The sequence below is a fragment of the Elioraea thermophila (ex Habib et al. 2022) genome (assembly GCF_003336755.1).
GTDB lineage: Bacteria > Pseudomonadota > Alphaproteobacteria > Acetobacterales > Acetobacteraceae > Elioraea > Elioraea thermophila.
The window spans coordinates 62,362-86,877 of record NZ_QMDI01000005.1; the positions used below are offsets into that span (position 1 = coordinate 62,362).

The following is a 24,516-nucleotide window of genomic DNA, read 5'->3' on the forward strand; positions in this document are numbered from 1 at the left end:
CGTGAGCACCGCGCGCCCTTCCGCGTCCGCCGCCGCCGAACTCGCCGTCCAGGCCCGCGAGGCGGCCACACGCCGGGAGGGCTACTGGGCGGGGGTGCGCAAGCGGCTCGCGCGCGATCCCGTCACCATCGCCTGCGGCGTGATCCTGCTCGCCATGTTGGCGGCGATCGTCTTCGCCCCCCTTCTTGCACCGCACGACCCCTACCAGGGCTCGATGCTGCGCCGCCTGCGCCCGATCGGCACGCCGAACTACCCCCTCGGCACCGACGAGCTCGGGCGCGACATGCTCACGCGCCTGCTCTACGGCGGGCGGCTCTCCTGGTTCATGGGCATCACCCCCGTCGTGCTCGCCTTCGTCATCGGCACCGTGCTCGGCGTGCTCGCGGGCTTCGTCGGCGGTGGCGTCAACATGCTGATCATGCGCGCTACCGACGTGTTCTACGCCTTCCCCTCGGTGCTGCTCGCGATCGCGATCTCCGGCGCCCTCGGAGCCGGCACGATGAACGCCATCCTCTCGCTCACCTTGGTGTTCATCCCGCCCATCATCCGGGTGGCGGAGAGTGTCACCACCGGGGTGCGCAACCTCGACTTCGTGGAAGCCGCCCGCGCCTCTGGGGCGGGGCCGCTGACCATCATCCGCGTGCACATCCTCGGCAACGTGCTGGGGCCGATCTTCGTCTACGCCACCAGCCTCATTTCGGTGTCGATGATCCTCGCCTCGGGCCTCTCCTTCCTCGGCCTCGGCGTCACCCCGCCCGAACCCGAATGGGGGCTGATGCTGAACACGCTGCGCACGGCGATCTACGTCAATCCCGGTGTCGCCATGCTGCCGGGGGCGTGCATCTTCGCGACCTCCTTGTGCTTCAATCTGCTCTCGGACGGGCTCAGGCAGGCGATGGACGTGCGCGCGTGAGCGCTCGGCCTCGCCCCGCCGCCGGGCCCTGACGGGCCGGGCCCGCCTACCCTATCCTCGGCGCCATGTGCGGCCGCTACGTCCAGACCACGCCGCCTGCGTCCCTCGCGCGGCTGTTCCGCACCGTCAACCCGGTGCCGAACCACCCCCCCTCCTGGAACGTGGCACCCACCCAGGAGGGGCTTGTCGTGCGCTTCAACCCTCAGACGCGGGCGCGCCACCTCGACCCCCTGCGCTGGGGGCTGGTGCCGCGCTGGGCGGAGGACCCTTCGATCGGCTCGCGCATGATCAACGCCCGCGCCGAGACCCTCGCCACCAAGCCTGCCTTCCGCGACGCCTACCGCAAGCGCCGTTGCCTGGTGCCGATCGACGCCTTCTACGAATGGTACGCGCCGCCTGGTTCGCGCACGAAACAACCCTACGCCGTGGCTCTCGCCTCCGGCGAACCGATGGCGCTCGCCGGGCTGTGGGAGGGCTGGCGAGCGCCGGACGGCACGATCCTGCGCACCTTCACTGTCGTCACCACCGACGCCAACCCGCGCCTTGCGCTCCTGCACGAGCGCATGCCGGTGGTGGTGGCGCCGGAGGATTGGCCGCTCTGGCTCGGCGAGGAGGAGGGAGACCCCGCCCGCGTCCTGAAGCCCTCTCCGGCCGAGGCCTTCGCGGTCTGGCCGGTCTCCACCCGCGTCAACGGCACGAGGGCGAACGATGCGTCCTTGCTCGACCCGCTCCCCGGCGTGCCGTCGATTCCGGGGCTCGGCGAGGCGACCGGGCCGCCGCCAACCCTCGCGGTCGCGCCCCCACCCTGAACACGTCGCCTCAGCGCAATTCTTCCATGCTTGCCCCCGCCCCCCTTCGCGGCGTAAGGGGGGCCGCCAAGGCTGCGAAAGGTTGCGCCATGGCCCCCGACACCGCCCCCGTTCCCGCGCGCGAGAGCCTCGCGCCGCGCGCCCTCCCCGTCATCGAGGAGGCGCTCGCCTTCGATGACGTGCTCCTCGTTCCCGCCTACTCCGCCGTTCTGCCCTCGCGCACCGACGTCACCACTCGGCTGACGCGCCGCATCGGGCTGAACATCCCGCTCGTCGCCGCCGCCATGGACACGGTGACGGAGGCGCAGATGGCGATCGCCATGGCGCAAGCGGGCGGCATCGGCGTCATCCACAAGAACCTCGAAGCGGAGGAGCAGGCGGCGCAGGTGCGCCAGGTGAAGAAGTTCGAATCAGGGATGGTGGTGAACCCGGTCACCATCCACCCGGACCAGACGCTGGCCGAGGCGCGCGCGCTCATGAGCCAGCACAGGATCAGCGGCATCCCGGTGGTCGAGCGCGGCAGCGGCAGGCTCGTCGGCATCCTCACCAACCGCGACGTGCGCTTCGCCTCCGACCCGGAGGTGAAGGTCTACGAGCTGATGACGCGCGAGAACCTCGTCACCGTGCGCGAGCACGTGGATGCCGAGGAAGCCAAGCGTCTTTTGCACAAGCACCGCATCGAGAAGCTCCTGGTGGTGGATGAGAATTACCGCTGTGTCGGTCTCATCACCGTCAAGGACATGGACAAGGCGACGGCGCACCCCAATGCGGTGAAGGACGAACTGGGGCGCCTGCGCGTGGCGGCGGCGGTGGGTGTCGGCGCGGACGGCCTGCGTCGGGCCGAGGCGCTGATCGCGGCGGAGGTCGACGTGCTGGTGGTCGACACCGCGCATGGCCATTCCGCCGGCGTTCTGGAAGCCGTCGCCGCCATCAAGCGCCTGTCGAACGCGGTCGAGGTGGTGGCGGGCAACGTGGCGACCCCCGAGGCGGCCGAGGCGTTGATCGATGCCGGGGCGGATGCGGTGAAGATCGGCATCGGGCCCGGGTCGATCTGCACCACCCGCGTCGTCGCCGGGGTGGGCGTGCCGCAGTTCAGCGCCATCCTGGAGACGGCGGCGGTGTGTGCGGCGCGCGGCGTGCCGGCGATCGCGGATGGCGGCATCCGCACCTCGGGCGACATCGTGAAGGCGATCGCCGCCGGCGCGGACTGCGTGATGATCGGCTCGCTCTTCGCCGGCACCGACGAAAGCCCGGGCGAGGTCTTCCTCTACCAGGGCCGCAGCTACAAGGCCTATCGCGGCATGGGCTCGATCGGCGCGATGGCGCGCGGCTCGGCCGACCGCTACTTCCAGCAGGATGCCGCGCGCGACAAGCTCGTGCCGGAAGGCATCGAGGGCCGGGTGGCGTACAAGGGGCCGGTGGCCGGCGTGATCCACCAGCTGGTCGGGGGCTTGCGGGCGGGGATGGGCTACGTGGGGGCGGCGACCATCGCCGAATTGAGACGCAACGCACGCTTCCGCCGCGTCACCAACGCCGGCTTGCGCGAAAGCCACGTGCACGACGTCGCCATCACCCGCGAGGCGCCGAACTACCGGCTCGAGCCGTGACGATGGCGCATCGTTCCGCCGCGTGACCCCGGCCGCGCGGATCCAGGCGGGAATCGATCTCTGGGCCGAGGTCGAGGCGCACCCCGACGTCCCGGCCGATCGCGTCGCCGACGCCTTCTTCAAGTCCCGCCGCTACATCGGCGCCGGCGATCGCCGCGCCATCGCCGAACGCCTCTGGGCCATGCTGCGCGCCGCCCCGCGGCTGGCTTGGCACCTCGCGGCGATCGGCGCGCCCGCCACCCCGCGGCTGATGATGCTCGCGGCCCTCACCCTGGCGGAGGGGATGAGCGCCGATGCCGCGGCCGGGCTCTTTTCCGGCGCGCGCCACGGGCCCCAACCGCTTTCGGACGAGGAACGCCTCGCGCTGCGCCGGCTCGCCGACCGCCGCCTCGACGACCCCGCCATGCCGGAGGCCGTGCGCCTCGGCGTGCCCGCCTGGCTCCTCCCCTTGCTCGCCGCCCGCTTCGGCCCCCTTCTTGCCGAGGAACTCGCGGCGCTCGATCGCCCCGCCCCCACCGACCTTCGCGTCAACACGCTGAAGATCACGCGCGAGGCCGCTCGCGACACCCTGGCGGCGGAGGGAATCGCGACCGAACCCACGCCGTTCTCGCCCTGGGGCCTGCGCGCGCCCTCTCGTGCCCCGATCACCGCCACGCGCGCCTTCCGCGACGGTCTGATCGAGATCCAGGACGAAGGCAGCCAGCTCGTCGCCGCGATCCTCGATGCGCGGCCGGGGATGCGCGTGTGCGACTTCTGCGCCGGCGCCGGCGGCAAGACGCTGGCGCTGGCGGCGATGATGGCGAACCGCGGCGCGATCATCGCCGCCGACGTCTCCGCCCACCGTCTGGAAGCCGCCGTGCGAAGGCTTCGTCGCGCCGGCGTGAGCAACGTCGAACGTCGCCTCATCGCGCCGGGCGAGAAGTGGATCAAACGCGCGCGAGGCTCCTTCGACCGCGTGCTGGTGGACGCACCATGCACCGGCAGCGGCACCTGGCGGCGCAAGCCCGATGCGCGGCTTCGCCTCGCGCGGGAGGATCTCGACGAGCTCCTCCTTCGCCAGCGGGAAATCCTCGCTCGTGCATCGACCCTGGTGAAACCGGGCGGCGTTCTGGTCTACGCTACCTGCTCGGTGCTCGAGGAGGAGAACGAGGCGCAGGTGAGGTCGTTCCTGGAGCGAAACCCGAGCTTCCGGCTCTTGCCGCTCGCTGCGCTTCGGGCGCGCGCGGGCCTCGGTTTCCTGCCCGGCGACGGTCCCTTCCTCGCCCTCACCCCCGGCCGGCACGGCACCGACGGCTTCTTCGCCGCCGCGCTGATCCGCGCGGAGCAAGCGCCGTGATCGCCATCCGCCGCGCCCGCCCCGCCGATGCCGAGGCGATCGCGGCCGTGCATGTCGCCACTTGGCGCAGCGCCTATCCGGGCATCCTGCCCGACAGCTACCTCGCAGGCCTCTCGGTCGACCGCCAGACCCTGCTCTGGCGACGCAGCCTGGTCGCCCCTCCGGCGGGGCATGCGACCTTCGTCGCCGTCGCCACCGGTTCCGACTCCCCCGACCCGCTCTCCCCCACGGTGGTCGGTTTCGCTTCGGGGGGCCGCTTGCGCGACGGCACACGCCGCGACGCGGGCGAGATCGAGACCCTCTACGTGGCCGACGACTGGCGCGAGCGCGGGGTGGGGCGCCGCCTGATGCGCGCGCTCGCGGCGCACCTGAACGTGGTCGGCTGCCGCTCCGTCGTGCTGTGGGTGCTGAAGGAGAACCCCTCGCGCTGGTTCTACCGCCGCCTCGGCGGACGGGCGGTGGCGGAGCAGACCATCGCCGTCGGCGGCCGGGCCGTCGTGCAGACCGCCTATCTCTGGGAGCCGATCGGGGCGCTGCTCGCCGCCACGGAACCGACCGCCGAGCGCTGAGCGCGAGGCCGAGCGAGGGGCGGCGGCGCCCCTGACGCGCAGGCCGCGATCCGCTATGCCTCGCGCATGACGGAGCGCGTCCTCATCCTCGATTTCGGCAGCCAGGTCACGCAGCTGATCGCCCGGCGCGTGCGCGAATCCGGCGTCTATTGCGAGATCTGGCCGTACCATGCCCCGCCCGAGCGCATCGCCGACTTCGCGCCCCGCGCCATCATCCTCTCGGGGGGCCCCGCGTCCGTCACCGAAGGCGAAAGCCCGCGCGCGCCCCCGATCGTGTTCGAGCTCGACGTTCCCGTCTTGGGGATCTGCTACGGCCAGCAGACCATGGTCGCGCAGCTGGGCGGCGAGGTCGCGACCTCGGACCATCGCGAGTTCGGCCGCGCCTGGCTCGATGTGGTGGACGATTGCGCCCTCTTCCACGGCGTCTGGGAGAAGGGCGCGCGCGAGCCGGTGTGGATGAGCCATGGCGATCGCGTCACCCGCCTGCCCCCCGGCTTCCGCGTCGTGGGGGTGAGCGAAGGGGCACCCTTCGCCGCCATCGCGGACGATCAGCGCCGCTTCTACGGCGTGCAGTTCCACCCCGAGGTGGTGCACACCCCGCATGGGGCGGCGCTGTTGCGCAACTTCACCCATGCGGTCGCCGGCTGTCGGGGCGATTGGACGATGGCGAATTTCCGCGCCTCCGCCATCGAGCGCATCCGCCGCCAGGTCGGCCAGGGCCGCGTGGTGTGTGGCCTTTCGGGCGGGGTGGATTCCTCCGTGGCGGCGGTGCTGATCCACGAGGCGGTGGGGGATGCCCTCACCTGCATCTTCGTCGATCACGGCCTGATGCGCGCGGGTGAGGCGGAGGAGGTGGTGCGCACCTTCCGCGACCGCTTCAACATCCGCCTCATCCATCGCGACGCGTCCGATCTCTTCCTCGCCGCCCTGGCCGGGGTGACGGACCCGGAGGAGAAGCGCAAGACGATCGGCCGGCTGTTCGTCGAGGTGTTCGAGGAGGAGGCCGCCAAGTTGGGCGGGGCCGAGTTCCTCGCGCAAGGCACGCTTTATCCGGACGTGATCGAGAGCGTCTCCGCCACCGGCGGGCCTTCCGCCACCATCAAGAGCCACCACAACGTGGGCGGCCTGCCCGAGCGGATGAACCTTCGCCTCGTCGAGCCGCTGCGCGAGCTGTTCAAGGACGAGGTGCGCGCGCTCGGGCGTGAACTCGGCCTCCCCGAGAGCATCGTCGGCCGCCACCCCTTCCCCGGGCCGGGTCTTGCCATCCGCATCCCCGGCGAAGTGACGCGCGAGAAGCTCGACCGCTTGCGCAAGGTGGATGCGATCTTCCTCGAGGAGATCCGCGCCGCCGGGCTCTACGACGCGATCTGGCAGGCCTTCGCCGTGCTTCTGCCCGTGCGCACGGTGGGCGTGATGGGGGATGGGCGCACCTACGACCAGGCGGTGGCGCTGCGCGCGGTGACCAGCACCGACGGCATGACGGCCGACGTCTACCCCTTCGACATGGGATTCCTGCTGCGGGTGGCGAACCGCATCGTCAACGAGGTGCGCGGGGTCAACCGCGTCACCTACGACATCACCTCCAAGCCGCCCGGCACCATCGAGTGGGAGTGAGCGCCGCGGTTGCACGCGCCGCCGCGCGCTGGCAGCACCGGGGCGGAACGCTGATCCGGAGACCGCGATGGCCCTCCTTGTCCTCGGCCTGATCGTCTTCTTCGCCGCCCACACCGTCACCACCTTCCGCGAGGCCCGCGCGCGGCTCGTCGCCCGGCTGGGCGAGGGCCCGTACAAGATCGTGCACAGCCTCGTCTCCCTCGCGGGGCTCGTGCTCATCGTCTGGGGCTTCGGCAGCTACCGCGCCGAGGGCTACATCCCGCTGTGGGACCCGCCGGTCGGCGTGCGCCATGCCGCCACACTCCTGCTCCTGCCGGCGATGGTGCTGCTCGCCGCCGCCTATGCGCCGGCCGGGCTCATCAAGGGTGCGACGCAACACCCGATGCTGACGGGGGTGAAGCTCTGGGCCTTCGCGCACCTGCTCGCCAACGGCGATCTCGGTTCGGTGATCCTGTTCGGCACCTTCCTCGCCTGGGCGATCTACGACCGAATCGCGGTGAAGCGTCGCGAGGGCGGAACGGTCCGCTTGCGCACCGGCTGGAACAGGGGCGACTGGATCGCCGTCGGGGTGGGCAGCCTCGTTTGGGTGGCGTTCGTCGGCGGGCTGCATCGCTGGCTGTTCGGCGTGGGCGTGTTCGCGTGACCGAACCCTGCGCCCTCCCCGCCCCGGTCGCGCTCGAGCGCGCGCTCCTGACCACGCTCCCGGCTTCGCGCGTCGCGTTCCTCGGCAGCGCGGTGGTGCGCGCCGCCGCCGGCGGCTCCTCGCGGCTGAACTGCGCCACCTGGCTCGATCCCGACGATCGGCAGGACCTGCCGAGCCGGGTCGCGCGCATCGAGGCCTGGTACGATCGGCTGGGCTTTCCCGCCCGGTTTCGCCTCACGCCCCTCTCGCCGCCCGGCCTCGACCATGCGCTGATGGCTCGCGGCTATGCGCGCGACGAGGAGGTGGTGGTGCTCGCCGCCCCGCTCGACACGCTGCCGCTGCCCGACGGGCCGGCCGAGATCGCCGAGGAACCGGACGAGGCGTGGTTCGCCGCCAACGAGGAAGCGGCCGACCGCTCGCCCGCCCGGATGGCCGAGCTCCGCGCCGCCCCCTCGCTGCTGCTGGTGCCCGATGCCTGGATTTCCGTCCGCTCCGGGCGGCGGGTCGCCGCGACGGGCTTCGTCGCGACGGACGGGGTGCATGCGGGCCTCGCCTGGCTCGCCACGTTGCCCTCCTGCCGCGGCCAGGGGCTTGCCCGGCGCGTCGTGCTGGCGGGCTTCGGCTGGGCGCGCGCGGAAGGGGCGAGGTGGGGCTTCGTGCAGGTGGAGACGGCGAACGACGCCTCGCTCGCCCTCTTTCGCCGCCTCGGCTTCCGCGAGGCCTATCGCTACGGCCTGCGCACGCGCGCCTGACGCCCTCTCAGGCCGGCTTGGGCGCGAGTTGCGCGATCCAGGCGACGAAGCGGTCGAGCATCGTCTCCACCATCGCCCGCGTCGCCTCGTCGGTGATCGACCCGTCCGCCCCGAAGCGCGCGGCCGCGTTGGAGACGAACACGTTCGGCCCCGGCAGCACGGGAAGAGAGAGGTTTTGCAGGATCAGCCTGAGCTGCGACTGCGCCCGCGCCGTGCCCAGCATGCCGGGCGAGGTGCCGAGGATGGCGACGGGCTTGCCGGCGATCGGCGCGGGGCCCGCGGGGGTGGCGCGCGAAAGCCAGTCGATCGCGTTCTTCAGCGGCCCCGGAATGCCGGCGTTGTATTCGGGGGTGACGATCATCACCGCATCGGCCCGCCGCACCGCCTCGCCGAACGCGAGCACCGCGGCCGGCCAGGGCTCGCGCTCGAGATCCTCGTCGAAATGCGGGAGGTCGCGGATCGGCACTTCCGTGATCGCGAGCCTCGGCGAAGCGAGCGACGCGGTCGCGGCGAGCAGCTTGCGGTTCCAGGACTCGCGGCGGAGCGAGCCGCAGAGCGCGGCGACGGTGTAGCGATCGGCCATGCTGGACCTCTGGCAGGGTGGAGGAAGAACGCGCCGGGAGATGGGGCGCAGCACGCCCCCGGCAAGCCCGGATCGGTCGTTACGGCAAGAGGATGGTCGAACCCGTCGTGCGCCGCCCCTCGAGGGCGCGGTGCGCCTCCGCCGCGTCCTTCAGCGCGAAGCGCTGGTTCACCTCGATCTTCACCGCCCCCGAGCGCACCACCGCGAACAGCGCCTCCGCCGAGGCGACCAGGTCCTCGCGCTTGGCGGTGTAGGTGACGAGCGTAGGCCGGGTGAGGAAGAGCGAGCCCTTGGCGGCCAGCAGCCCGATGTCGAAGGGCGGCACCGCGCCGGAGGCATTGCCGAAGGAGACGAGCAGGCCCAACGGCGCGAGACAGTCCAAAGACTTCAGGAAGGTCTCGCGGCCCACGCTGTCGTAGACCACGGGCAGCATCCTGCCCTCCGTGATCTCCTTCACCCGGGCGACGAAATCCTCGCGCGTGTAGACGATCGGGTGGTCGCAGCCATGCGCGCGGGCGATCTCCGCCTTCGCGTCGGAGCCCACGGTGCCGATCACGGTGGCGCCGAGCTGCTTCGCCCACTGGCACATGATCAGCCCCACCCCGCCCGCGGCGGCGTGGATCAGGATGGTCTGCCCCGGCTTCACCGCGTAGGTGCGGCGCAGCAGGTACTCCGCCGTCATCCCCTGCAGCATCATCGCTGCCGCGGTCTCGAAGCCGATGTCGTCGGGGAGTTTCACCAGACGGTCCGCCTTGATGGTGCGCAGCTCGGCATAGGCGCCGATGGGGGCGGAGGCGTAGGCGACGCGGTCGCCGGGTGCCACCTCGGTCACGCCGGGCCCCACCGCCTCCACTGTGCCCGCCCCTTCCATGCCGATGACGCAAGGAAGCCCGGGCGGCTTGTAGAGGCCGGTGCGGAAGTAGACGTCGATGTAGTTGAGGCCCACCGCGGCGTGGCGAACCAGCGCCTCGCCGGGGCCGGGTGCCGGGGTGGGCACCTCCTCCCAGCGCAGCACCTCAGGGCCGCCGTGCTCATGGATCCGGATGGCGTGGGGCATCCCTCGTGTCCTTCGGACGTGGATGGTCTCAGAGCGCGCCTTCGAGGCGAAGGAGGTACAGTTTCGTCTCCGTCCCCTCTCCGCCCGAGTAGCCGGCAAGGGCCCCGTCGGCGGAGACGACGCGATGACAGGGTATGAGGATAGGGATCGGGTTGCGCGCGCAAGCCCCCCCGATGGCGCGCGGCGAGGTGGCGAGCGCGCGCGCGAGCTCGCCGTAGCCGCGGGTGGTGCCGCGCGGGATCCTCCGCAGCGCCTGCCAGACCCGGCGCTGGAAGGGGGTGCCGGAGGGTGCCAGCGGCAGGTCGTCGAACGTCACCGCCTCGCCGTCGAAATAGGCCTGAAGCCGATCCGCCACGCGCGCGAGCAAGGGTGTCGCGGTGCGATCGCGCCCGCGCCCCCAATCCAGCGAGACGACGGCGCCATCCTCCTCCGAAAGCGTGATCTCGCCGAGCGGCGTGGTCAGGGCGAGCTGCGGCACGGGGCGAGGTCCGGCAAGTGTCCCGGCATGGGAAGCGTTGTCGGAGGGGGCCTGGGGGGGAGTCAAGCCGGGGCGGGCTGGGGCAGCCGGACCACCCCGGCGGCGACGAGGGCGTCGATCTCGGCCTCCGTGAGGCCTGCTTCGGCCAGTACGGCGCGGCCGTGCTCGCCCACCTCCGGCGGCTGTCGGTCTAGCCCGGGCCTTGCCCCGTCGAGGGCGAGCGGCAGGGCGGGCAGTTTCGCCGTCCGCCCGTCGGGGAGCGTGATGGGAAGAAGCCCGCCCGAGGCGTTGAGATGGGGGTCGTCGAACAGCTGTTCGGGCCGCACGATCGGGGCGAAGGGAAGCCCGATCGCCTCGAAGCGCGCGCAGAGTGTCGCGGCATCGAGGGCGCCGAGCCGACGCGCAAGTTCCGGGATCAGCCAAGCGCGTTCGGCCACCCGGCCGTTGTTGGTGGCAAGCCGTGCGTCGGCGGCGAGGTCGTCGTAGCCGAAGGCGGCGCAGAACGCGCCCCATTGCGTGTCCGTCACCACGCCGACGAAGACGCGCTCGCCGTCGGCGGTGTCGATGATGTCGTACACACCCCAGGTCGGGTTGCGCACCGACATCGGCTGCAGAGGCCGGCCGGTGATCGCGTGCTGCGCCATGTGCTGGGCCATCAGGAGCACGGTGTTCTCGTAGAGCGAGGCGACGACGTGGCTGCCGCGCCCGGTGCGGTGCCGCTCCTCGAGCGCGGCGAGCACGCCGATCGCGCCGAACATGCCCCCCATGATGTCGTTGACGGAGGAGCCCGCGCGCAGCGGCTGACCGGGCGGCCCCGTCATCCAGGCGAGCCCGCCCATCATCTGCACCACCTCATCGAGCGCCACGCGATGCGCATAGGGCCCGTCCTGGAACCCCTTGTGCGAGACGTAGATCAGGCGCGGGTTGCGGGCGGCGAGCGCGTCGCGGCCGAAGCCGAGACGATCGAGCGCGCCGGGGCGGAAATTCTCGCTGAACACGTCCGCCCGGTCGATCAGCCGCAGCACGGCCTCGCGGCCGCGGCCGTCCTTGAGATCGATCGCCAGGCTGCGCTTGTTGCGGTTGAACACCGTCGCGAAGCCGATCCCGGGCCCGGTGAGGCGACGCGTGTTGTCGCCTTCGGGCGGTTCGACCTTGATCACATCGGCGCCGAGATCGGCGAGGATCATGCCGCAAGTCGGGCCCATCACCATGTGCGTCATCTCGACCACGCGCAGGCCCGCGAGGGGTTTCGCGCTCATGCCGCGCACCGCACGCGGGCGAGGTGGCCGTGCAGGGGCTCGCCCGGCAGGGCTTCCGCCAGGATGGCGCGGGCGGCGAGCAGCCGATCGAGATCCACCCCCGTGCGCAGTCCCATGTCCTCGAACATCCAGACGAGATCCTCGGTCGCCACGTTGCCCGAAGCCCCCGGCGCGAAGGGGCAGCCGCCGAGCCCGGCGAGGGAGGAATCGAAGGCGCGGATGCCCTCCTCCAGGCCGGCAACGGCGTTGGCGAGCCCCCGGCCGCGCGTGTCGTGCAAGTGGAGCCCGACGAGGCGTTCGCCCACGCCCGCGCGCACCGCGCGGACGAGCCGCTTCACCTGGGCGGGGTTGGCGTGGCCCACCGTGTCGGCGAGCCCGATCTCCTCCACCCCGGCTTCGGCCAGGGCTTCGGCGAGCCGCACCACGTCCCCTTCCGGCACCGTGCCCTGCAGCGTGCAGCCGAAGGCCGTGGAGATGCCGACCGCGACCTCGGCCGGCGGGTCGGCGTCGCGGGCGAGGGCGAGGATCTCCGCCACCTGCGCCACCGCCTGCTCGGGCTCCATGCGGATGTTGGCGCGGCTGTGCGCGCGCGAGGCGGAGACGGGCACGGTGAGCTTGCGCGCCCCAGCGGCGAGCGCCCGTTCCGCCCCCTTGCGGTTGGGCACCAGCACGACGATCGAGACGCCTTCTATACGCTTCGCCGCCGCCACCACCTCGGCCGTGTCGGCCATGGCGGGGACGAGGTCGGGGCGGACGAAGGAGCCGACCTCGATCTCCGGCAGGCCGGCTTCGGCGAGTGCGGCGATCCAGCGGATCTTGTCCGCGGTCGTCATCCGCCCGCGCGCGTTCTGCAACCCGTCCCGGGGCCCGACCTCGCAGATGGTGACGTCGCGCTCGCTCATCCCTCGCTCGCCTTTGCGCCGGGACCATCGGGCCGGACCGGGTTGCGGTCAACGCCCCTGCCGCCAATGTTCAGGCGGGTCGAAGCTGCCGGCCCAAAGCCCGCGCCCGTGCCAGCGGGCAATCCACTCGTCGACGACATAGGCGTCCGAATAGCGCCGATACGCGACTGCCCACCCCTCGCGCACCAGCCAGCGGTTGAGGTTTTCGCCATCCACCGTGCAGAGTGCGACCAGGCGACCGAAGCGATCGGTCGTAACACCGCGGCACGAGACGAGGCGGCCGGCGACGCGCTGGGCAAGCGCGAACGCCGCCTCGCGCCCGCAAGCCCAGGCGACCCCGTCGCGGAGGCAGCTCTGGTCGAGCTCCGGCGCGTCCACGCCGTGCAGGCGGATCCGTCTGCCGGCGATGGTCAGCGTGTCGCCGTCATGCACGCGGGCAGGGCCCTGCACGGTGCCGTCCATCCCCTCGGTGCCGAGCCGGGCGGGCACCCGGCTGGTCAGCCACACCCCGGCCAGGGAAGCAGCGGCGAACAGGGCGACGATCGCGCCGAGGGCGCGGCGTCGCTTGCCGCGATGCCACCACCACGGGCTGCTGCGACGGCGCGACCACATCGTTCCCTCCTAGCCGACGCCGTCGAGTCGGGCGACCGCGTTCGGGAGAGCGGAAGGCAAGCGGCGACGGGTTAGGCACGGGGTGAATGACCGCGTGGAATCGTCCATGCGTGGGGTGTCGAAAAACTTGACGGTTCGATGACGCGGCCTGATATCGTAACGAAAAATCGTATTGTGTCAGACACTTGCCATTTTGGCTCCGGAATTGCTCGGCCTCGCGCCGCAACCCGCCGCACGCGGCCGACCCGAAAGGAGACCCATGACCCGCACCCTGCCCTTCGCCGCCGCCCTGGGGCTCGCCGCCCTGGCCGCCGCCCCGGCCCAGGCCAACCTGCTGATCAACCCGGGGTTCGAAAGCGGGCTGACGGGATGGACGACGAGCGGGAACGTGTTCGACATTTCATGCGCGGGGATCCCGCCTGGTTGCGCACCTGGCGGTGGAAGCAGGATCGCTACGCTGAACGATGCCTCGCTGCCCAACACGGGCATCGGCAGCGCAAGCCTCAGCCGGGCGGTCACCGTGCCCGGCCCCGGCACCTTCGCGTTCGGCGCGGTGTTCTCCTACGCGACCGTCCTGCCCGCCGCCGGCAACTTCACGCAGGGGCAGATCTCGCTCACCGTGCAGGGTGGAGGGCCTTCGGTGACCCTCGGCTTCGACCCGAACGCGCTCGCCAGCCAGTTCACCATCTCCGGCTTCGCCGGCTTCTCCTTCACCGCCTGGATCCCGCTCTCCGGCACCCTCGCTTACGCCGGCCCCGGGCCGGCGAGCCTGCTGCTCACCATCAGCGTGCAGAACGCGACGGCGGACAACCGCCTGGTCCTCGACGTCGACAACGTCTTCCTGCGCGCGGTCACGGTCGAGGTGCCGGAGCCGGCGGCACTCGCTCTGCTCGGCCTGGGGCTGGTTGCCCTCGCCGCGCTGCGCCGCGCCGCCCCCGCGCGGGCCTGATCAGCCGAGCCAGCCCCGCGCGCGGATCTCCGCCGCCACCCGCCCCGCCTCGTCGATCGGCACCACCGCAGACGGGGCGGGCTCGCCGAGCCGCGCCACCCTCCCCGCCGCGACCAGGCTCGCCACCAGCCGCGCGTGCCGCCCGGCCGCGTCGCCCGCGACGAACACGGGGGCGGCGGTCGCGCAGGCCTCGGCCAGCATGGAGACCGAGTCGGCGGTGACCACGATCGCCTCCGCCCAAGCGAGGAACCCCGCGTAGGGGTTCTCGCCCGCGTCTCCCCAGCGGAACAGGCGGTGCGGCACGCCGGCGAGCGCCTCGGCGATCGCGGCTGAGGCGTGCCTCCCCGTGCGCCGGCTGGTGCTGACCAGGAACGACCCGCCGGGGAAGCGATCGCGCACGGCGCGGATCAGGCCCCGCGCCTCGGCGTCCGCCATCCTCTGGCCGCGAACGGGCCCCCCAACCAGCACCGCCACCCGCGGCGAGGGCAGTGTCGGGAGATCGCACCACCGCGTGCGCGCCGCCGCCAGCACGGCGGGCGACAGGCGGTGGCAGGCGCCGAGGATCGCGATCACATTCGGCGCTTGCGGCGGGCGGTCGTGCTGGCCGAGCACGAGCAGGTCGAAGGAGGATGCGCCGAAGCCCGGCCGCATCGCGTGCACCGCCCGCGCGCCGTGCTGCTTCAGCCACAGCGCGATGGGGGCGGACCGTCGCCCGGCCGAGATCACGACCCGGGGCCAAGGCGGACGCAGGAGCGCGCGCGCGGCGGGGCCGAGCCCCGCCAGCGTCGGCCAGGGCCAGGGGAGGCGCGCAAGCGGCCCCCAAGCGAGCGGCACCACGCGCACCGGCACGCCGAGCCGTTCGGCGATGCCCAAGGCCTGGTTCGCCGTGCCGGGCCGCGGGTCGGCCAGCACCCACACCGATGCCGCGTCCGTCCCCGCCGCCTCGGCCACGGCCTTACTCGCGCTCACCCGGCGCCTCGGCGTTGTGCGCCCGCCCGCGCGGGGCTACGAACGGTGAGGCCCTCGCAGGGAGTTCGCATGTCCGACCGCCACACCTCCGACTGGGACCGCGACGCCGCGCGCATCACCGCCCGCGCGCTCCTCGACATCAAGGCCGTGAACTTCCGCCCCGAGGAGCCCTACACCTTCACCTCGGGCTGGAAATCCCCCGTCTACATCGACTGCCGCAAGATCATCTTCTTCCCCCGCGCGCGGGCCAAGATCTGCGAACTCGCCGCCGAGAAGATCGGCCGCCACGTCGGCTACGAGGCCTTCGACGTCATCGCCGGCGGCGAAACGGCCGGCATTCCCTTCGCCGCCTGGATCGCCGATCGCCTGCAACTGCCCATGATCTACGTGCGCAAGAAGGCGAAGGGCTTCGGGCGCAACGCGCTGATCGAGGGCGACGTGCCGGCGGGCCAGCGCACGCTTCTGGTGGAGGACCTCACCACCGACGGGCAGTCGAAGATCCGCTTCTGCACCGCGCTGCGCGACGCGGGCGCGATCGTCCACCACACCTTCGTCGTGTTCTTCTACGGGGTCTTCCCCGGCAGTTTCGAGACACTGCGGCGGATGGACATCGGGCTGCATCACCTCTGCACCTGGTGGGACGTGCTCGAGGTCTGCCGCACGCATCCTTACTTCTCCGACTCGGCACTCGCCGAGGTGCGCCGCTTCCTCGACGACCCGGTGGCGTGGTCGAAGGCGCATGGCGGCATCGGGGCGCCGGAGGAGGCGGCGGCGAAGGAGGAGGCGTGAGCGCGCGCGCCACCCTGCGCGCGATCCTCCGCGCCCCGCGTCGCGCCCTCGCCGCCCTCGCGGTCGGTCTCGCGCTCGCCGCTCCCGCCACGCCCCTCGCGCGCGACACGCTCACCATCGGCATCACCCAGTATCCTTCCACCCTTCATCCCTCCATCGAATCGATGGCGGCGAAGTCCTACGTGCACGGTTTCACGCTGCGCCCGATCACCGTGCACGACGCGGAGTGGAAGGTCGTCTGCATGCTCTGCGAGCGCCTGCCGACGATCGAGAACGGCGATGCGGTGCCGGAGATGGCGCCGAACGGCAACCCGGGCATCGCCGTCACCTACCGCTTGCGCGCCGATTCCGCCTGGGGCGACGGCACGCCGATCACCACCGAAGACATCCTGTTCGCCTGGGAAGCGGGGCGCGAGGCGGCCACGGGGATCGGGCCCGCCGAGCTCTACCGCTCGCTGCACCGGATCACGGTGATCGATGCGCGGACCTTCACACTCCATTTCGACAAGCTCACCTTCGAGTACAACGCGATCAACGAGCTTCGTCCCCTGCCTGCGCATCTCGAGCGCGCGATCTGGCAGGCGGATCCGCGCGCCTACCGCACCCGCACGCTGTATGACCGCGAACCGGCGCGGCCTGGACTGTGGTCCGGGCCCTACCGCGTGGTTGCCACCCAAGCCGGCGCCTCGGTCACGCTCGAGCGCAACCCGGCCTGGCGCGGGCGCGAGCCCGCCTTCCGGCGCATCGTCATCCGCACGGTGGAGAACACCGCCGCGCTGGAGGCGAACCTGCTCGCGGGCCAAGTGGACATGATCGCGGGCGAACTGGGGCTTCCGCTCGATCAGGCGCTCGCCCTCGAACGCCGTGCCGCGACCCGCTTCCGCTTCCACATCCAGCCCGGGCTCGTCTACGAGCACATCGACCTCAACCTCGACCTGCCGGCACTCTCCGATCGGCGCGTGCGCGAGGCGCTGGTGCGCGCGATCGACCGCGACCAGATCGTGCAGAGGCTGTTCGAAGGCCGCGTGCCGGTGGCGCACTCCTTCGTCAACCCGCTCGATCGCATGCACGACCCCACCGTGCCGCGCATTCCCTTCGACCCCGAAGGAGCGCGACGCCTGCTGGAGGAGGCGGGCTGGCGCCCCGGCCCCGACGGCATCCGCCGCAACGCGACAGGCGAACGGCTTTCGCTTGAACTGATGACCACCGCCGGCAACCGCTCGCGCGAGCTCGTGCAGCAGGTGCTGCAGGGGATGTGGCGCGCGGTCGGCGTCGAGGTGCGCATCCGCAACGAACCGCCGCGCGTCTTCTTCGGCGAGACCCTCTCGCGCCGCCGCTTCCAGGGCATGGCGCTGTTCGCCTGGATCTCTTCGCCCGAGAACGTGCCGCGCACCATCCTCCATTCGACCGAGATCCCGACGGAGGCGCGCAACTGGGCGGGGCAGAACTACACGGGCTTCCGCCACGCGGAGATGGACGAGTTGCTCGAACGCCTGCCGATCACGCTCGAGCCCGAGGCGCGCCGCCCGCTGTGGCGGCGGGTGCAGGAGATCTACGCCACCGAGATCCCGGTGATCCCGCTCTTCTTCCGCGCGGATGCGCATATCTGGCCGCGCTGGCTCGAGGGCGTGCGGCCGACGGGGCATCTCGCGCCCTCCTCGCTGTGGGTCGAGGCGTGGCGCGTGGCGCCATGATGACCCGCTCCTGAAACGATGCTGCGGCTGGTCGGCGCCCGTCTGGTTCAGGCCGCCGTCACCGTCGTCCTCCTGTCCTTCGCCGCCTACGCCCTGATCGGGCTGATGCCGGGCGATCCGATCGACCTCGCCATCGCCTCCGACCCGCGCCTTTCCGCGGCGGACGCGGAGCGGTTGCGTGCGCTGCACGGACTCGATCGCCCGCTCCTCGAGCGCTATCTCGCCTGGGCCGTCTCGGCGCTCGCCGGCGAGTTCGGCTTCTCGCGCCTGTTCGCCGCCCCGGCGCAGGAGGTGCTCGCCGCCGCCCTCGTCAACTCGCTCGCTCTCCTCCTGCCCACCACGCTCGCTTCGGCCGCGATCGGCATCGCGCTCGGCATCCTGGCCGCGCGGCGCCCGCGCGGCGCGGTCGACGCGATCATCAATGCCGTCGCCTTCGCCGGCATCGCCATGCCGAGCTTCTGGCTCGCCATCCTGCTGATCATCCTGTTCGCCGTCGTGCTCGGTTGGCTGCCGGCGGGCGGGCCGCCGCCGGAACCCACCCTCTCCGCCTGGCTTCGCCACCTCGCGCTGCCCTCACTCACCCTCACCACCCTTGGCCTTGCCGCCTATGCGCGCCAGACCCGGGCGGCGATGATCGAAGCGCTGGGCGAGCCCTGGATCCGCACCGCACGCGCCAAGGGGGCGCCGCCTTCGCGCGTGCTGCTGCGTCACGCCCTGCCGAACGCGGCGATCCCGATCGTCACCGTCGCTGCGCTGGATTTCGCCACGCTCGTCTCCGGTGCGCTCGTGGTGGAAACCGTGTTCGCCTGGCCTGGGATGGGCAAGCTCCTGTACGACGCCATCCTCGGCAACGACTACAACGTCGCGCTGCTCGCGCTCCTGCTCGCCGCCCTCGTCACGCTGGCCGCCTCGCTCGCCGCCGACCTGATCCAGCTCGCCCTCGACCCGAGGCTCAGGCGATGAGCGGCCGCGCGCTCTCCCGGTTCCTCGCCCATCGCGCGGGGGCCTTCTCCGCCCTCGTCCTCGTCGCGCTCCTCGCCGCCGCGCTCGCCGCACCGATCCTCGCCGAAGCGATGGGGCATGATCCGTTCGCACCCGACCTGTTCAAGCGCTTCGCCCCGCCTTCCGCCGAACACCCGTTGGGCACGGACGAGTTGGGGCGCGACCTCTTGCTGCGCCTTCTCTACGGCGCGCGCGTATCGCTCGCGGTGGGCTTGGGTGGCGCGCTCGCCTCCGCGCTCATCGGGCTTGCGGTGGGGCTTGCCGCCGCCTGGTGGGGCGGCCTGGTCGACGCGGTGCTGATGCGGCTGGCCGACGGCCTCGTCGCGCTGCCTGCGCTCCCCTTGCTGATCGTGCTCGCCGCGGTCGACCCCGCGCGCATCGGCCTGCCGCGCGGGGCGCTCGCCGCCGATCTCGCGCGCATCATCGTCATCGTCGCCCTGTTCGGCTGGGTGAAGGTGGCGCGCATCACGCGCGCGGCGGCGCTCTCCATCCTGCGCATGGACTATGCGCGCGCCGCCATCGCCCTCGGCGTGTCGCCCGCGCGTCTCCTCGCTCGCCATGTGGTGCCCAATCTCGCCGGGCACGTCGCGGTGGCGACCACCCTCTCCATCGGGGCGGTGATCCTGCTCGAATCCGTACTCTCCTTCCTCGGTTTGGGGATCCAGCCGCCGGCCGCCTCGTGGGGGGCGATGCTCGCCAACGCGCAGGACCTCGTCTTCTCCGCGCCCATGGCCGCGGTGTGGCCTGGGCTCGCCATCTTCGTCACCGTGGTGGCGACGAACTTCGCCGGCGACGCGCTGGCCGATGCGCTGGACCCGAAGGCCGAGGCGCGGCGCGGCTGACTGTCATCGAAAATTCGCCCACGAGGGGCGAGGGCGCGTCTAGTCGGTGAACGAGGCGCGACCGCCAGGAGGTTGCGGCCAAGTTGTTCAAGGGAGCGATCGATGACCGAGCAGAGCTTCGTGCTGCACGACGCCGGCGAGGGCGATGAGCCCCTGTCCAACCATTCGGCCAACCCGACCTTCGGCGAGATCCTGGAGGCGCGGCTTTCGCGCCGCGGCGCGCTGCTGGGAGGGCTCGCCACTGCCCTTGGCGCCATGTTCGTCCGCCCGGGCGAAAGCTTGGCCTCCGCCGCCACCTCCATCGGCCCAGCCGAGAAGATGCTCGGCTTCGCCGCCATCCCCGTGAGCGACAAGGACACGCTGGTCGTTCCGCCTGGCTACACCGCGCGCGCGATCTGCGCCTGGGGCGAGCCGATCCGCAGCACGGGCCCCGCCTTCGCGCCGACCAACACGGGGGCGGATCAGGCGCAGCAGATCGGCATGCACCATGACGGCATGCACTTCTTCCCGATCGAGGGCCGCTCGCCTTACGAGGGCTCCTCGACCGACGGCCTGCTCGTGATGAACCACGAGTACGTCGAGCCGCGCTACCTGCACGCCGCGAAGTACGCCGGGCAGAAGATCGCGACCGACGCGGTGGTGATCCGCGACGGCAAGCGCGACGACGACGAGGTGCTGAAGGAGATCAACGCGCACGGCGTCACCATCGTGCGCATCGCCAAGCAGGCGGACGGCAGCTGGAAGATCGTGGATGATCCGCGCAACCGCCGCATCACGGGGCTGACCGTGATGGAGATCGGCGGCCCCGTGCGCGGCACCGAGTTCGTGCGCACGAAGTTCAGCCCGGACGGCACGCGCGTCCGCGGCACGCTGAACAACTGCGCGCACGGCGTCACGCCGTGGAACACCTACCTCACCTGCGAGGAGAATTGGGCCGGCTACTTCCGCAACGGCACCATAGTGGACCAGAAGCCCGATTTGCCGCGCGAGCACGCCCGCTACGGCGTGCGCACGGAGCGGTCGCGCTATGCGTGGGAGCTCGCCGCCTCGGGCCGCGACGAGTTCGTCCGCTTCGACGCCACCGCCCGCGGCGAGAACCCGACCCAGGACTATCGCAACGAACCCAACGCCTTCGGCTGGGTGGTGGAGATCAATCCGTGGGATCCGAACAGCGTGCCGGTCAAGCGCACGCATCTCGGCCGCTTCGCCCATGAGGGCGTGATCTTCGCCCCGGTGAAGGAGGGCAAGCCGGTGGTGTGCTACTCGGGCGACGATGCGCGCTTCGAGTACATCTACAAGTTCGTCTCGGCCAAGCCCTACCATGCGGCGACGGCGAACGGGTCGCTGCTCGATGAGGGCACGCTCTATGCGGCGAAGTTCAACGCCGACGGCACCGGCGAGTGGCTGGCGCTGAAGCCCGGGGTGAACGGCCTCACCCCCGAGAACGGCTTCGGGTCGCTCGCCGAGATCCTGGTCAACACCCGTGCCGCCGCCGACCGGGCGGGGGCGACGAAGATGGACCGGCCGGAGTGGGGCGCGGTCGATCCGCGCGACGGCCGCGTCTACTTCACGCTGACCAACAACTCGCGCCGCACCGAACAGCAGGTGGACGCAGCCAACCCGCGGGCGCGCAACCTCTTCGGCCACATCATCCGCTGGCGCGAGGAGAACGACGACCACACCTCGACGCGCTTCACCTGGGATCTGTTCGTCATCGCCGGCCCCGCCGAGGAGAGCCGCACGGCCTCGGGGGCGCGGCTGACCCAGGACAACATCTTCGCCTGCCCCGACGGGCTGTGGTTCGACTCCGCCGGCCGGCTCTGGATCCAGACCGACATCGGCGAGAGCGAGCAGAACCGCGGACCGCACGCGGTGTTCGGCAACAATCAGATGCTGGCCGCGGACCCGATCACCGGCGAGATCAAGCGCTTCCTCACCGGGCCCATCGGCCAGGAGATCACCGGCGTCGTGACCACGCCCGATCGGCGGACGATGTTCATCAACGTCCAGCACCCGGGCGCCAACACCTCGGCCGACGAGTATGCGGAGGGGAAGATCCGCAGCCGCTGGCCGGACGGGCAGGGCGTGCCGCGTTCGGCCACCGTGGTGATCACCAAGGACGACGGCGGCTTCATCGGCACCTGACGCCGTCGCCTTCGGCAACGCAACGGGGGCTCCGTCCGCAAGGGCGGAGCCCCTTCGCGTTCCGCCGACCCCTCAGGCGCCGAACACGAAGCGCGTGCCGGTGGAGGAGCGGACGAAGTTCTCCGGCATTTCCGCCTGCACCATGGCGATGAAGGCCTCGCCCGAGCAGTGCATCGGCACCAGGAGATCGGGCTTCAGCGCCTTCAGTTCCTCGAGGGTGCGGCGTTGGTAGTCGAGCGGGAATGGCGCGAGGTGGAAGCCGCCCATCACGGCGTGCAGGCGGTCGGTGCCGGCGGCCGCCATGGCGGAACGGACGGAGTTGACCACGCCGCGATGGCCGCAGGAGGTCAGCACGACGAGGCCCCGGTCCCGCACCAGGAAGGCGGTGGAGACCTCGTGCTCGAAATCGTCGGGCACGATGGTTTGCGTCCGTTTCGCCTCCGACAGCCCCTCCGGCGCGCAACCGAACGCACCCTGTTTGCCGACGTACATTCGGGTTGGGGAAAGCACGCGCTCGAACGACGAGGCCGCGATCCGCCCGCCGGAGAAGCCGTGGCCGGCGATGAGGGAGGGCCGGTCCACCACCGTGATGGCGAGCCCCGCCGCCAGCATCGCCTCACGATCGAGGGCGCCGAAATTGCCTGCCTCGCCCGGCACGTTGAGTTCGCGAACGCAGAAGCACTCCTCGCCACCGAGATAGAAGGGCAGCCCTTGCTTCAGCCGGCCGCGATTCGCCTCGAGAAAACCGACCAAGCCGCCGAAATGGTCGTAGTGCCCGTGGCTGAGCACCAGCGCGTCGATGGTGGCGGCGTCGATTCGCGCCAGCATCAGGTTGTTGAGCAGCGTCTCGGGCGTGTAGCCGAAGTCGATCAGGATGTTCCGCCGCTCGCCGCGGGCTTCCGTCTCGCAGAACAGGGAGAGCCCCCATTCGTTCTGCAGCGTGTGCCTGGGCGGCCGGCCGGGGGCGACGGCGAAGCCGAGACGCTCCACACGCACGCCTTGCACCGTGCGGGCTGGTTCGAAGGCGTGATGATACGAGTCCGTCACCACTCGCACGGCGAGGCGATCGACCACCGGCACGCCGCCCGCCGGGATCGGCTGTGCGGCGGCGACGCGGCTGCAGAGGAAGCCTCCGCCCACCAGCGCACCGAACAGACCGAGGCCGGCGCCCAGCGTGCGGCGCCGCGTAGTGGTGGCGGCTACGCCGGCCTGATCGTTCTGCGACGGCATCGTCTCCTCCTTCCTGTTATTCTTGCGCGGAATGGTTGGACGATGCGCCGGCCCGGTCAAGCCATGCCGACCACGAAACGTTATACCGTATCGATGTCTCCGTCAGCCGCCGATCGGCCCGCCGCGATCGCGCGCGATCGCGATCACGGTGGTGCGCGGCGGCAGGGCGGGTTCGAAGGCGGGCCACCGCGTGGCCGGGCGGGTGAAGTCCGCCCCCGCCTCGGCCCCCGGGGTGCGCACCACCGAGAACAGGGTGGTGTCGTCGGGTGAGAAGCGGAGCCCGCCGATCGCGGCCGCGCGCGGTGCGGCGTAAAGGAGCGCGATCGTGCCCCGCGTCGCGCCCGATGCGGTGCCGCAAACGTAGATGCCGTCGGCGATGCCGGTGCTGCGCTGCAGGGGGCCTTGCGCCGTGCCGATGAACAGCCGCCCACGCCGATCCACCTCGAGCACGGCGGGGCACGCAAGCCAGACGCGCGAGCCTGCCCCGTAGCGCGCGGTCGATCCCGGCTGGGCGGGATCTCCGCCGAGGATCAGCACCGCGCCTGAAGCGGCGTCCGCTCCGTGGTCGCGGTTGTCCGGGAGGATCTCGACTACGTGGCCCCAAGGATTGATCGGGCGGGGGTTCAGCGAGTCGAGGCGCGCGGGCGTCCGCTCTCCCCCGCGGCAAGCGAGGAACAGCCGACCGTCCGGCGAAACGGCGAGCCCAGAAGGCGAGTCGAACGGCGTCGCCCCCGCCTGTTCGGCCGCCATGCGGGCATCGATCAGCGCGGCGGCGGTGGCGGGAAGACGAAGCCAGCGGATGGTCGATCCCTCCACGCGCGCCACCGACAAGGCTCCCTCGTCGAGCAGCGCGCCATTCGCGGCAAGCCCGTCCCCGTCCGGCCCACTTGCGGCGACGAAACGGTAGAGGAACCCGTCGCGGCGCGCTTCCGTCATGTACACCACGGGCCGGCCATCGGCCGAGCGCGTCACCGCCACATCGGCCTTGGGAAAGCGCCCGAGCGCAGTGCGCTTGACAGGGACCGCCGTCGGGTCGAGGGCGTCGAGTTCCACCACCCAGCCGAAGCGGTTCGGCTCGTTCGCCTCGCGGAAGCGGGGGGCGAGGTCGCGCCAGGCGGCGATCTGTGCGCTCGCGTCTCCTTCTCCGATCAGAACAGTCCGCCAGGGTGTGGCGCAGCCGCCCTCCGCGGCGAGGATGCCGCGCGCCGCCATCCCGGCCGGGTCCTCGCTCGTACGCAGCCGCGCATCACCCGCCGCCGGGCCCGCGAGGCGGCAAAGCGTGGTGCCGGTGAGACGCCGCGCTTGGAACCCGCCATCCACCACCACCCAGCGCCCGCCGAGGAACTCGAGGTTCACCACCGAAGCGCCGACCATGCCGATCTCGATCGCCGGGTTGGGCAGAAGTGATGGGAAGGCCATGCGCGGGTCGACGCGGGTATGGGAGAAGACGGCGACCAGGCGCGGAATGCCGTCCGCCGCCGGTGGAGGTTCGACGATGGCGGCGAGCCGCGCATCCCAGGCGAATTGCGTCGCCGCCGCCTCGGCGTCCGGAAGATGCGGGTTCCAGGGCGGGGCGTTGAACGCCACCCGGTCGCCCCAGCGCAGCAGCACGTCGCGCCGATAGCCGCGCGCGATCCGATCATCCAGCAGCACCGGCTGGGAGACGTCGGCGACGTCGGACACGCCCGGCTGAGCGGCGGCAGGCCAAGCCAGCGCAGCCGCGGAGGCGGCGAGCAGCGAGCGTCGGGAGAGGATCGGCACC

The 24,516-nt window shown here is 71.7% G+C and carries 23 protein-coding genes; 14 read left to right on the forward strand and 9 right to left on the reverse strand.

The features are described from left to right. Window position 1: 1 nt before the first annotated feature. From DWB05_RS08475 to DWB05_RS08510, 8 genes are all read left to right on the forward strand, one after another. Window positions 2-913 (forward strand): ABC transporter permease, encoded by a 912-nt coding sequence (locus tag DWB05_RS08475; RefSeq protein WP_114376776.1) that lies wholly within the window; start codon window positions 2-4, stop codon window positions 911-913. Window positions 914-978: 65 nt separating this feature from the next. Beyond that, window positions 979-1,722, forward strand: a complete 744-nt coding sequence (locus tag DWB05_RS08480; RefSeq protein ID WP_114376777.1) for an SOS response-associated peptidase — start codon at window positions 979-981, stop codon at window positions 1,720-1,722. Between the two features lie 89 nt (window positions 1,723-1,811). Then, a complete protein-coding gene (gene guaB, locus DWB05_RS08485; RefSeq protein ID WP_114376778.1) occupies window positions 1,812-3,329 on the forward strand; it encodes an IMP dehydrogenase in 1,518 nt (505 codons plus the stop codon). A gap of 22 nt (window positions 3,330-3,351) precedes the next feature. Continuing rightward, entirely contained in the window at window positions 3,352-4,665 is a 1,314-nt protein-coding gene (locus DWB05_RS08490; protein WP_114376779.1) for an RsmB/NOP family class I SAM-dependent RNA methyltransferase, read from the forward strand. Continuing rightward, window positions 4,662-5,234, forward strand: a complete 573-nt coding sequence (locus tag DWB05_RS08495; RefSeq protein ID WP_114376780.1) for a GNAT family N-acetyltransferase — start codon at window positions 4,662-4,664, stop codon at window positions 5,232-5,234. Before DWB05_RS08490 ends, DWB05_RS08495 begins: the two co-directional genes overlap by 4 nt. Window positions 5,235-5,300: 66 nt before the next feature. Continuing rightward, complete coding sequence (gene guaA, locus DWB05_RS08500; RefSeq protein WP_114376781.1) at window positions 5,301-6,848, forward strand: glutamine-hydrolyzing GMP synthase; 1,548 nt, start codon at window positions 5,301-5,303, stop codon at window positions 6,846-6,848. Window positions 6,849-6,915: 67 nt separating this feature from the next. Beyond that, window positions 6,916-7,491 carry an NnrU family protein gene (locus DWB05_RS08505; protein ID WP_114376782.1) on the forward strand — a complete coding sequence of 192 codons (576 nt, stop codon included), beginning with the start codon at window positions 6,916-6,918 and terminating at the stop codon, window positions 7,489-7,491. After that, window positions 7,488-8,243 carry a GNAT family N-acetyltransferase gene (locus tag DWB05_RS08510; protein WP_114376783.1) on the forward strand — a complete coding sequence of 252 codons (756 nt, stop codon included), beginning with the start codon at window positions 7,488-7,490 and terminating at the stop codon, window positions 8,241-8,243. Before DWB05_RS08505 ends, DWB05_RS08510 begins: the two co-directional genes overlap by 4 nt. 7 nt (window positions 8,244-8,250) lie before the next feature. Here DWB05_RS08510 and DWB05_RS08515 read toward each other — a convergent pair whose 3' ends face one another. The 6 genes from DWB05_RS08515 to DWB05_RS08540 all read right to left on the reverse strand — a co-directional run bounded on the left by DWB05_RS08515 (window position 8,251) and on the right by DWB05_RS08540 (window position 13,134). Further along, complete coding sequence (locus DWB05_RS08515; protein WP_114376784.1) at window positions 8,251-8,826, reverse strand: NADPH-dependent FMN reductase; 576 nt, start codon at window positions 8,824-8,826, stop codon at window positions 8,251-8,253. 79 nt (window positions 8,827-8,905) lie between these two features. Continuing rightward, on the reverse strand, window positions 8,906-9,883 hold the full coding sequence (locus DWB05_RS08520; protein WP_114376785.1) for a quinone oxidoreductase family protein: 978 nt from the start codon (window positions 9,881-9,883) through the stop codon (window positions 8,906-8,908). A gap of 28 nt (window positions 9,884-9,911) precedes the next feature. Beyond that, window positions 9,912-10,361 carry a methylated-DNA--[protein]-cysteine S-methyltransferase gene (locus DWB05_RS08525; protein ID WP_114376786.1) on the reverse strand — a complete coding sequence of 150 codons (450 nt, stop codon included), beginning with the start codon at window positions 10,359-10,361 and terminating at the stop codon, window positions 9,912-9,914. A 62-nt stretch (window positions 10,362-10,423) separates the two neighbouring features. Then, window positions 10,424-11,620 (reverse strand): CaiB/BaiF CoA transferase family protein, encoded by a 1,197-nt coding sequence (locus DWB05_RS08530; protein WP_114376994.1) that lies wholly within the window; start codon window positions 11,618-11,620, stop codon window positions 10,424-10,426. Continuing rightward, window positions 11,617-12,522: a hydroxymethylglutaryl-CoA lyase gene (locus tag DWB05_RS08535; RefSeq protein WP_114376787.1), complete on the reverse strand. Its 906-nt coding sequence runs from the start codon at window positions 12,520-12,522 to the stop codon at window positions 11,617-11,619. Before DWB05_RS08535 ends, DWB05_RS08530 begins: the two co-directional genes overlap by 4 nt. 48 nt (window positions 12,523-12,570) lie before the next feature. Then, window positions 12,571-13,134, reverse strand: a complete 564-nt coding sequence (locus DWB05_RS08540) for a thermonuclease family protein (protein ID WP_198669115.1) — start codon at window positions 13,132-13,134, stop codon at window positions 12,571-12,573. A 259-nt stretch (window positions 13,135-13,393) separates the two neighbouring features. On the opposite strand from DWB05_RS08540, the gene DWB05_RS08545 reads away from it, so the two are divergent. Then, the gene (locus DWB05_RS08545) at window positions 13,394-14,083 is read left to right on the forward strand and encodes a PEP-CTERM sorting domain-containing protein (protein ID WP_114376788.1); all 690 of its coding nucleotides are present in this window, start codon (window positions 13,394-13,396) and stop codon (window positions 14,081-14,083) included. On the opposite strand, the gene DWB05_RS08550 is transcribed toward DWB05_RS08545, so the two are convergent. After that, window positions 14,084-15,052, reverse strand: a complete 969-nt coding sequence (locus DWB05_RS08550; protein ID WP_232818471.1) for a mitochondrial fission ELM1 family protein — start codon at window positions 15,050-15,052, stop codon at window positions 14,084-14,086. Between the two features lie 69 nt (window positions 15,053-15,121). Here DWB05_RS08550 and DWB05_RS08555 point away from each other — a divergent pair, with 69 nt between their 5' ends. The 5 genes from DWB05_RS08555 to DWB05_RS08575 all read left to right on the forward strand — a co-directional run bounded on the left by DWB05_RS08555 (window position 15,122) and on the right by DWB05_RS08575 (window position 21,524). Then, entirely contained in the window at window positions 15,122-15,841 is a 720-nt protein-coding gene (locus DWB05_RS08555; RefSeq protein WP_114376789.1) for an orotate phosphoribosyltransferase, read from the forward strand. Then, on the forward strand, window positions 15,838-17,535 hold the full coding sequence (locus tag DWB05_RS08560; protein ID WP_232818472.1) for a peptide ABC transporter substrate-binding protein: 1,698 nt from the start codon (window positions 15,838-15,840) through the stop codon (window positions 17,533-17,535). The genes DWB05_RS08555 and DWB05_RS08560 overlap by 4 nt, the downstream gene beginning before the upstream one ends. Window positions 17,536-17,553: 18 nt before the next feature. Then, entirely contained in the window at window positions 17,554-18,498 is a 945-nt protein-coding gene (locus DWB05_RS08565; protein ID WP_114376790.1) for an ABC transporter permease, read from the forward strand. Then, window positions 18,495-19,379 (forward strand): ABC transporter permease, encoded by an 885-nt coding sequence (locus tag DWB05_RS08570; protein WP_114376791.1) that lies wholly within the window; start codon window positions 18,495-18,497, stop codon window positions 19,377-19,379. Before DWB05_RS08565 ends, DWB05_RS08570 begins: the two co-directional genes overlap by 4 nt. A 102-nt stretch (window positions 19,380-19,481) precedes the next feature. Next, window positions 19,482-21,524, forward strand: a complete 2,043-nt coding sequence (locus DWB05_RS08575; protein ID WP_114376792.1) for a PhoX family protein — start codon at window positions 19,482-19,484, stop codon at window positions 21,522-21,524. A gap of 72 nt (window positions 21,525-21,596) precedes the next feature. On the opposite strand, the gene DWB05_RS08580 is transcribed toward DWB05_RS08575, so the two are convergent. Both DWB05_RS08580 and DWB05_RS08585 read right to left on the reverse strand, forming a co-directional pair. Further along, the gene (locus DWB05_RS08580; protein ID WP_114376793.1) at window positions 21,597-22,754 is read right to left on the reverse strand and encodes an MBL fold metallo-hydrolase; all 1,158 of its coding nucleotides are present in this window, start codon (window positions 22,752-22,754) and stop codon (window positions 21,597-21,599) included. A 102-nt stretch (window positions 22,755-22,856) separates the two neighbouring features. Continuing rightward, complete coding sequence (locus DWB05_RS08585; RefSeq protein ID WP_157967137.1) at window positions 22,857-24,515, reverse strand: PhoX family protein; 1,659 nt, start codon at window positions 24,513-24,515, stop codon at window positions 22,857-22,859. Window position 24,516: the final 1 nt, after the last annotated feature.

Excerpts from the sequence above, each read along its gene's own strand:
- DWB05_RS08480 (WP_114376777.1), top strand. The coding sequence starts at position 979 with ATGTGCGGCCGCTACGTCCAGACCACGCCGCCTGCGTCCCTCGCGCGG.
- guaB (WP_114376778.1), top strand. The coding sequence starts at position 1,812 with ATGGCCCCCGACACCGCCCCCGTTCCCGCGCGCGAGAGCCTCGCGCCG.
- guaA (WP_114376781.1), top strand. The coding sequence starts at position 5,301 with ATGACGGAGCGCGTCCTCATCCTCGATTTCGGCAGCCAGGTCACGCAG.
- DWB05_RS08505 (WP_114376782.1), top strand. The coding sequence starts at position 6,916 with ATGGCCCTCCTTGTCCTCGGCCTGATCGTCTTCTTCGCCGCCCACACC.
- DWB05_RS08515 (WP_114376784.1), bottom strand. The coding sequence starts at position 8,826 with ATGGCCGATCGCTACACCGTCGCCGCGCTCTGCGGCTCGCTCCGCCGC.
- DWB05_RS08520 (WP_114376785.1), bottom strand. The coding sequence starts at position 9,883 with ATGCCCCACGCCATCCGGATCCATGAGCACGGCGGCCCTGAGGTGCTG.
- DWB05_RS08530 (WP_114376994.1), bottom strand. The coding sequence starts at position 11,620 with ATGAGCGCGAAACCCCTCGCGGGCCTGCGCGTGGTCGAGATGACGCAC.
- DWB05_RS08535 (WP_114376787.1), bottom strand. The coding sequence starts at position 12,522 with ATGAGCGAGCGCGACGTCACCATCTGCGAGGTCGGGCCCCGGGACGGG.
- DWB05_RS08540 (WP_198669115.1), bottom strand. The coding sequence starts at position 13,134 with ATGTGGTCGCGCCGTCGCAGCAGCCCGTGGTGGTGGCATCGCGGCAAG.
- DWB05_RS08545 (WP_114376788.1), top strand. The coding sequence starts at position 13,394 with ATGACCCGCACCCTGCCCTTCGCCGCCGCCCTGGGGCTCGCCGCCCTG.
- DWB05_RS08555 (WP_114376789.1), top strand. The coding sequence starts at position 15,122 with ATGTCCGACCGCCACACCTCCGACTGGGACCGCGACGCCGCGCGCATC.
- DWB05_RS08565 (WP_114376790.1), top strand. The coding sequence starts at position 17,554 with ATGCTGCGGCTGGTCGGCGCCCGTCTGGTTCAGGCCGCCGTCACCGTC.
- DWB05_RS08570 (WP_114376791.1), top strand. The coding sequence starts at position 18,495 with ATGAGCGGCCGCGCGCTCTCCCGGTTCCTCGCCCATCGCGCGGGGGCC.
- DWB05_RS08575 (WP_114376792.1), top strand. The coding sequence starts at position 19,482 with ATGACCGAGCAGAGCTTCGTGCTGCACGACGCCGGCGAGGGCGATGAG.
- DWB05_RS08580 (WP_114376793.1), bottom strand. The coding sequence starts at position 22,754 with ATGCCGTCGCAGAACGATCAGGCCGGCGTAGCCGCCACCACTACGCGG.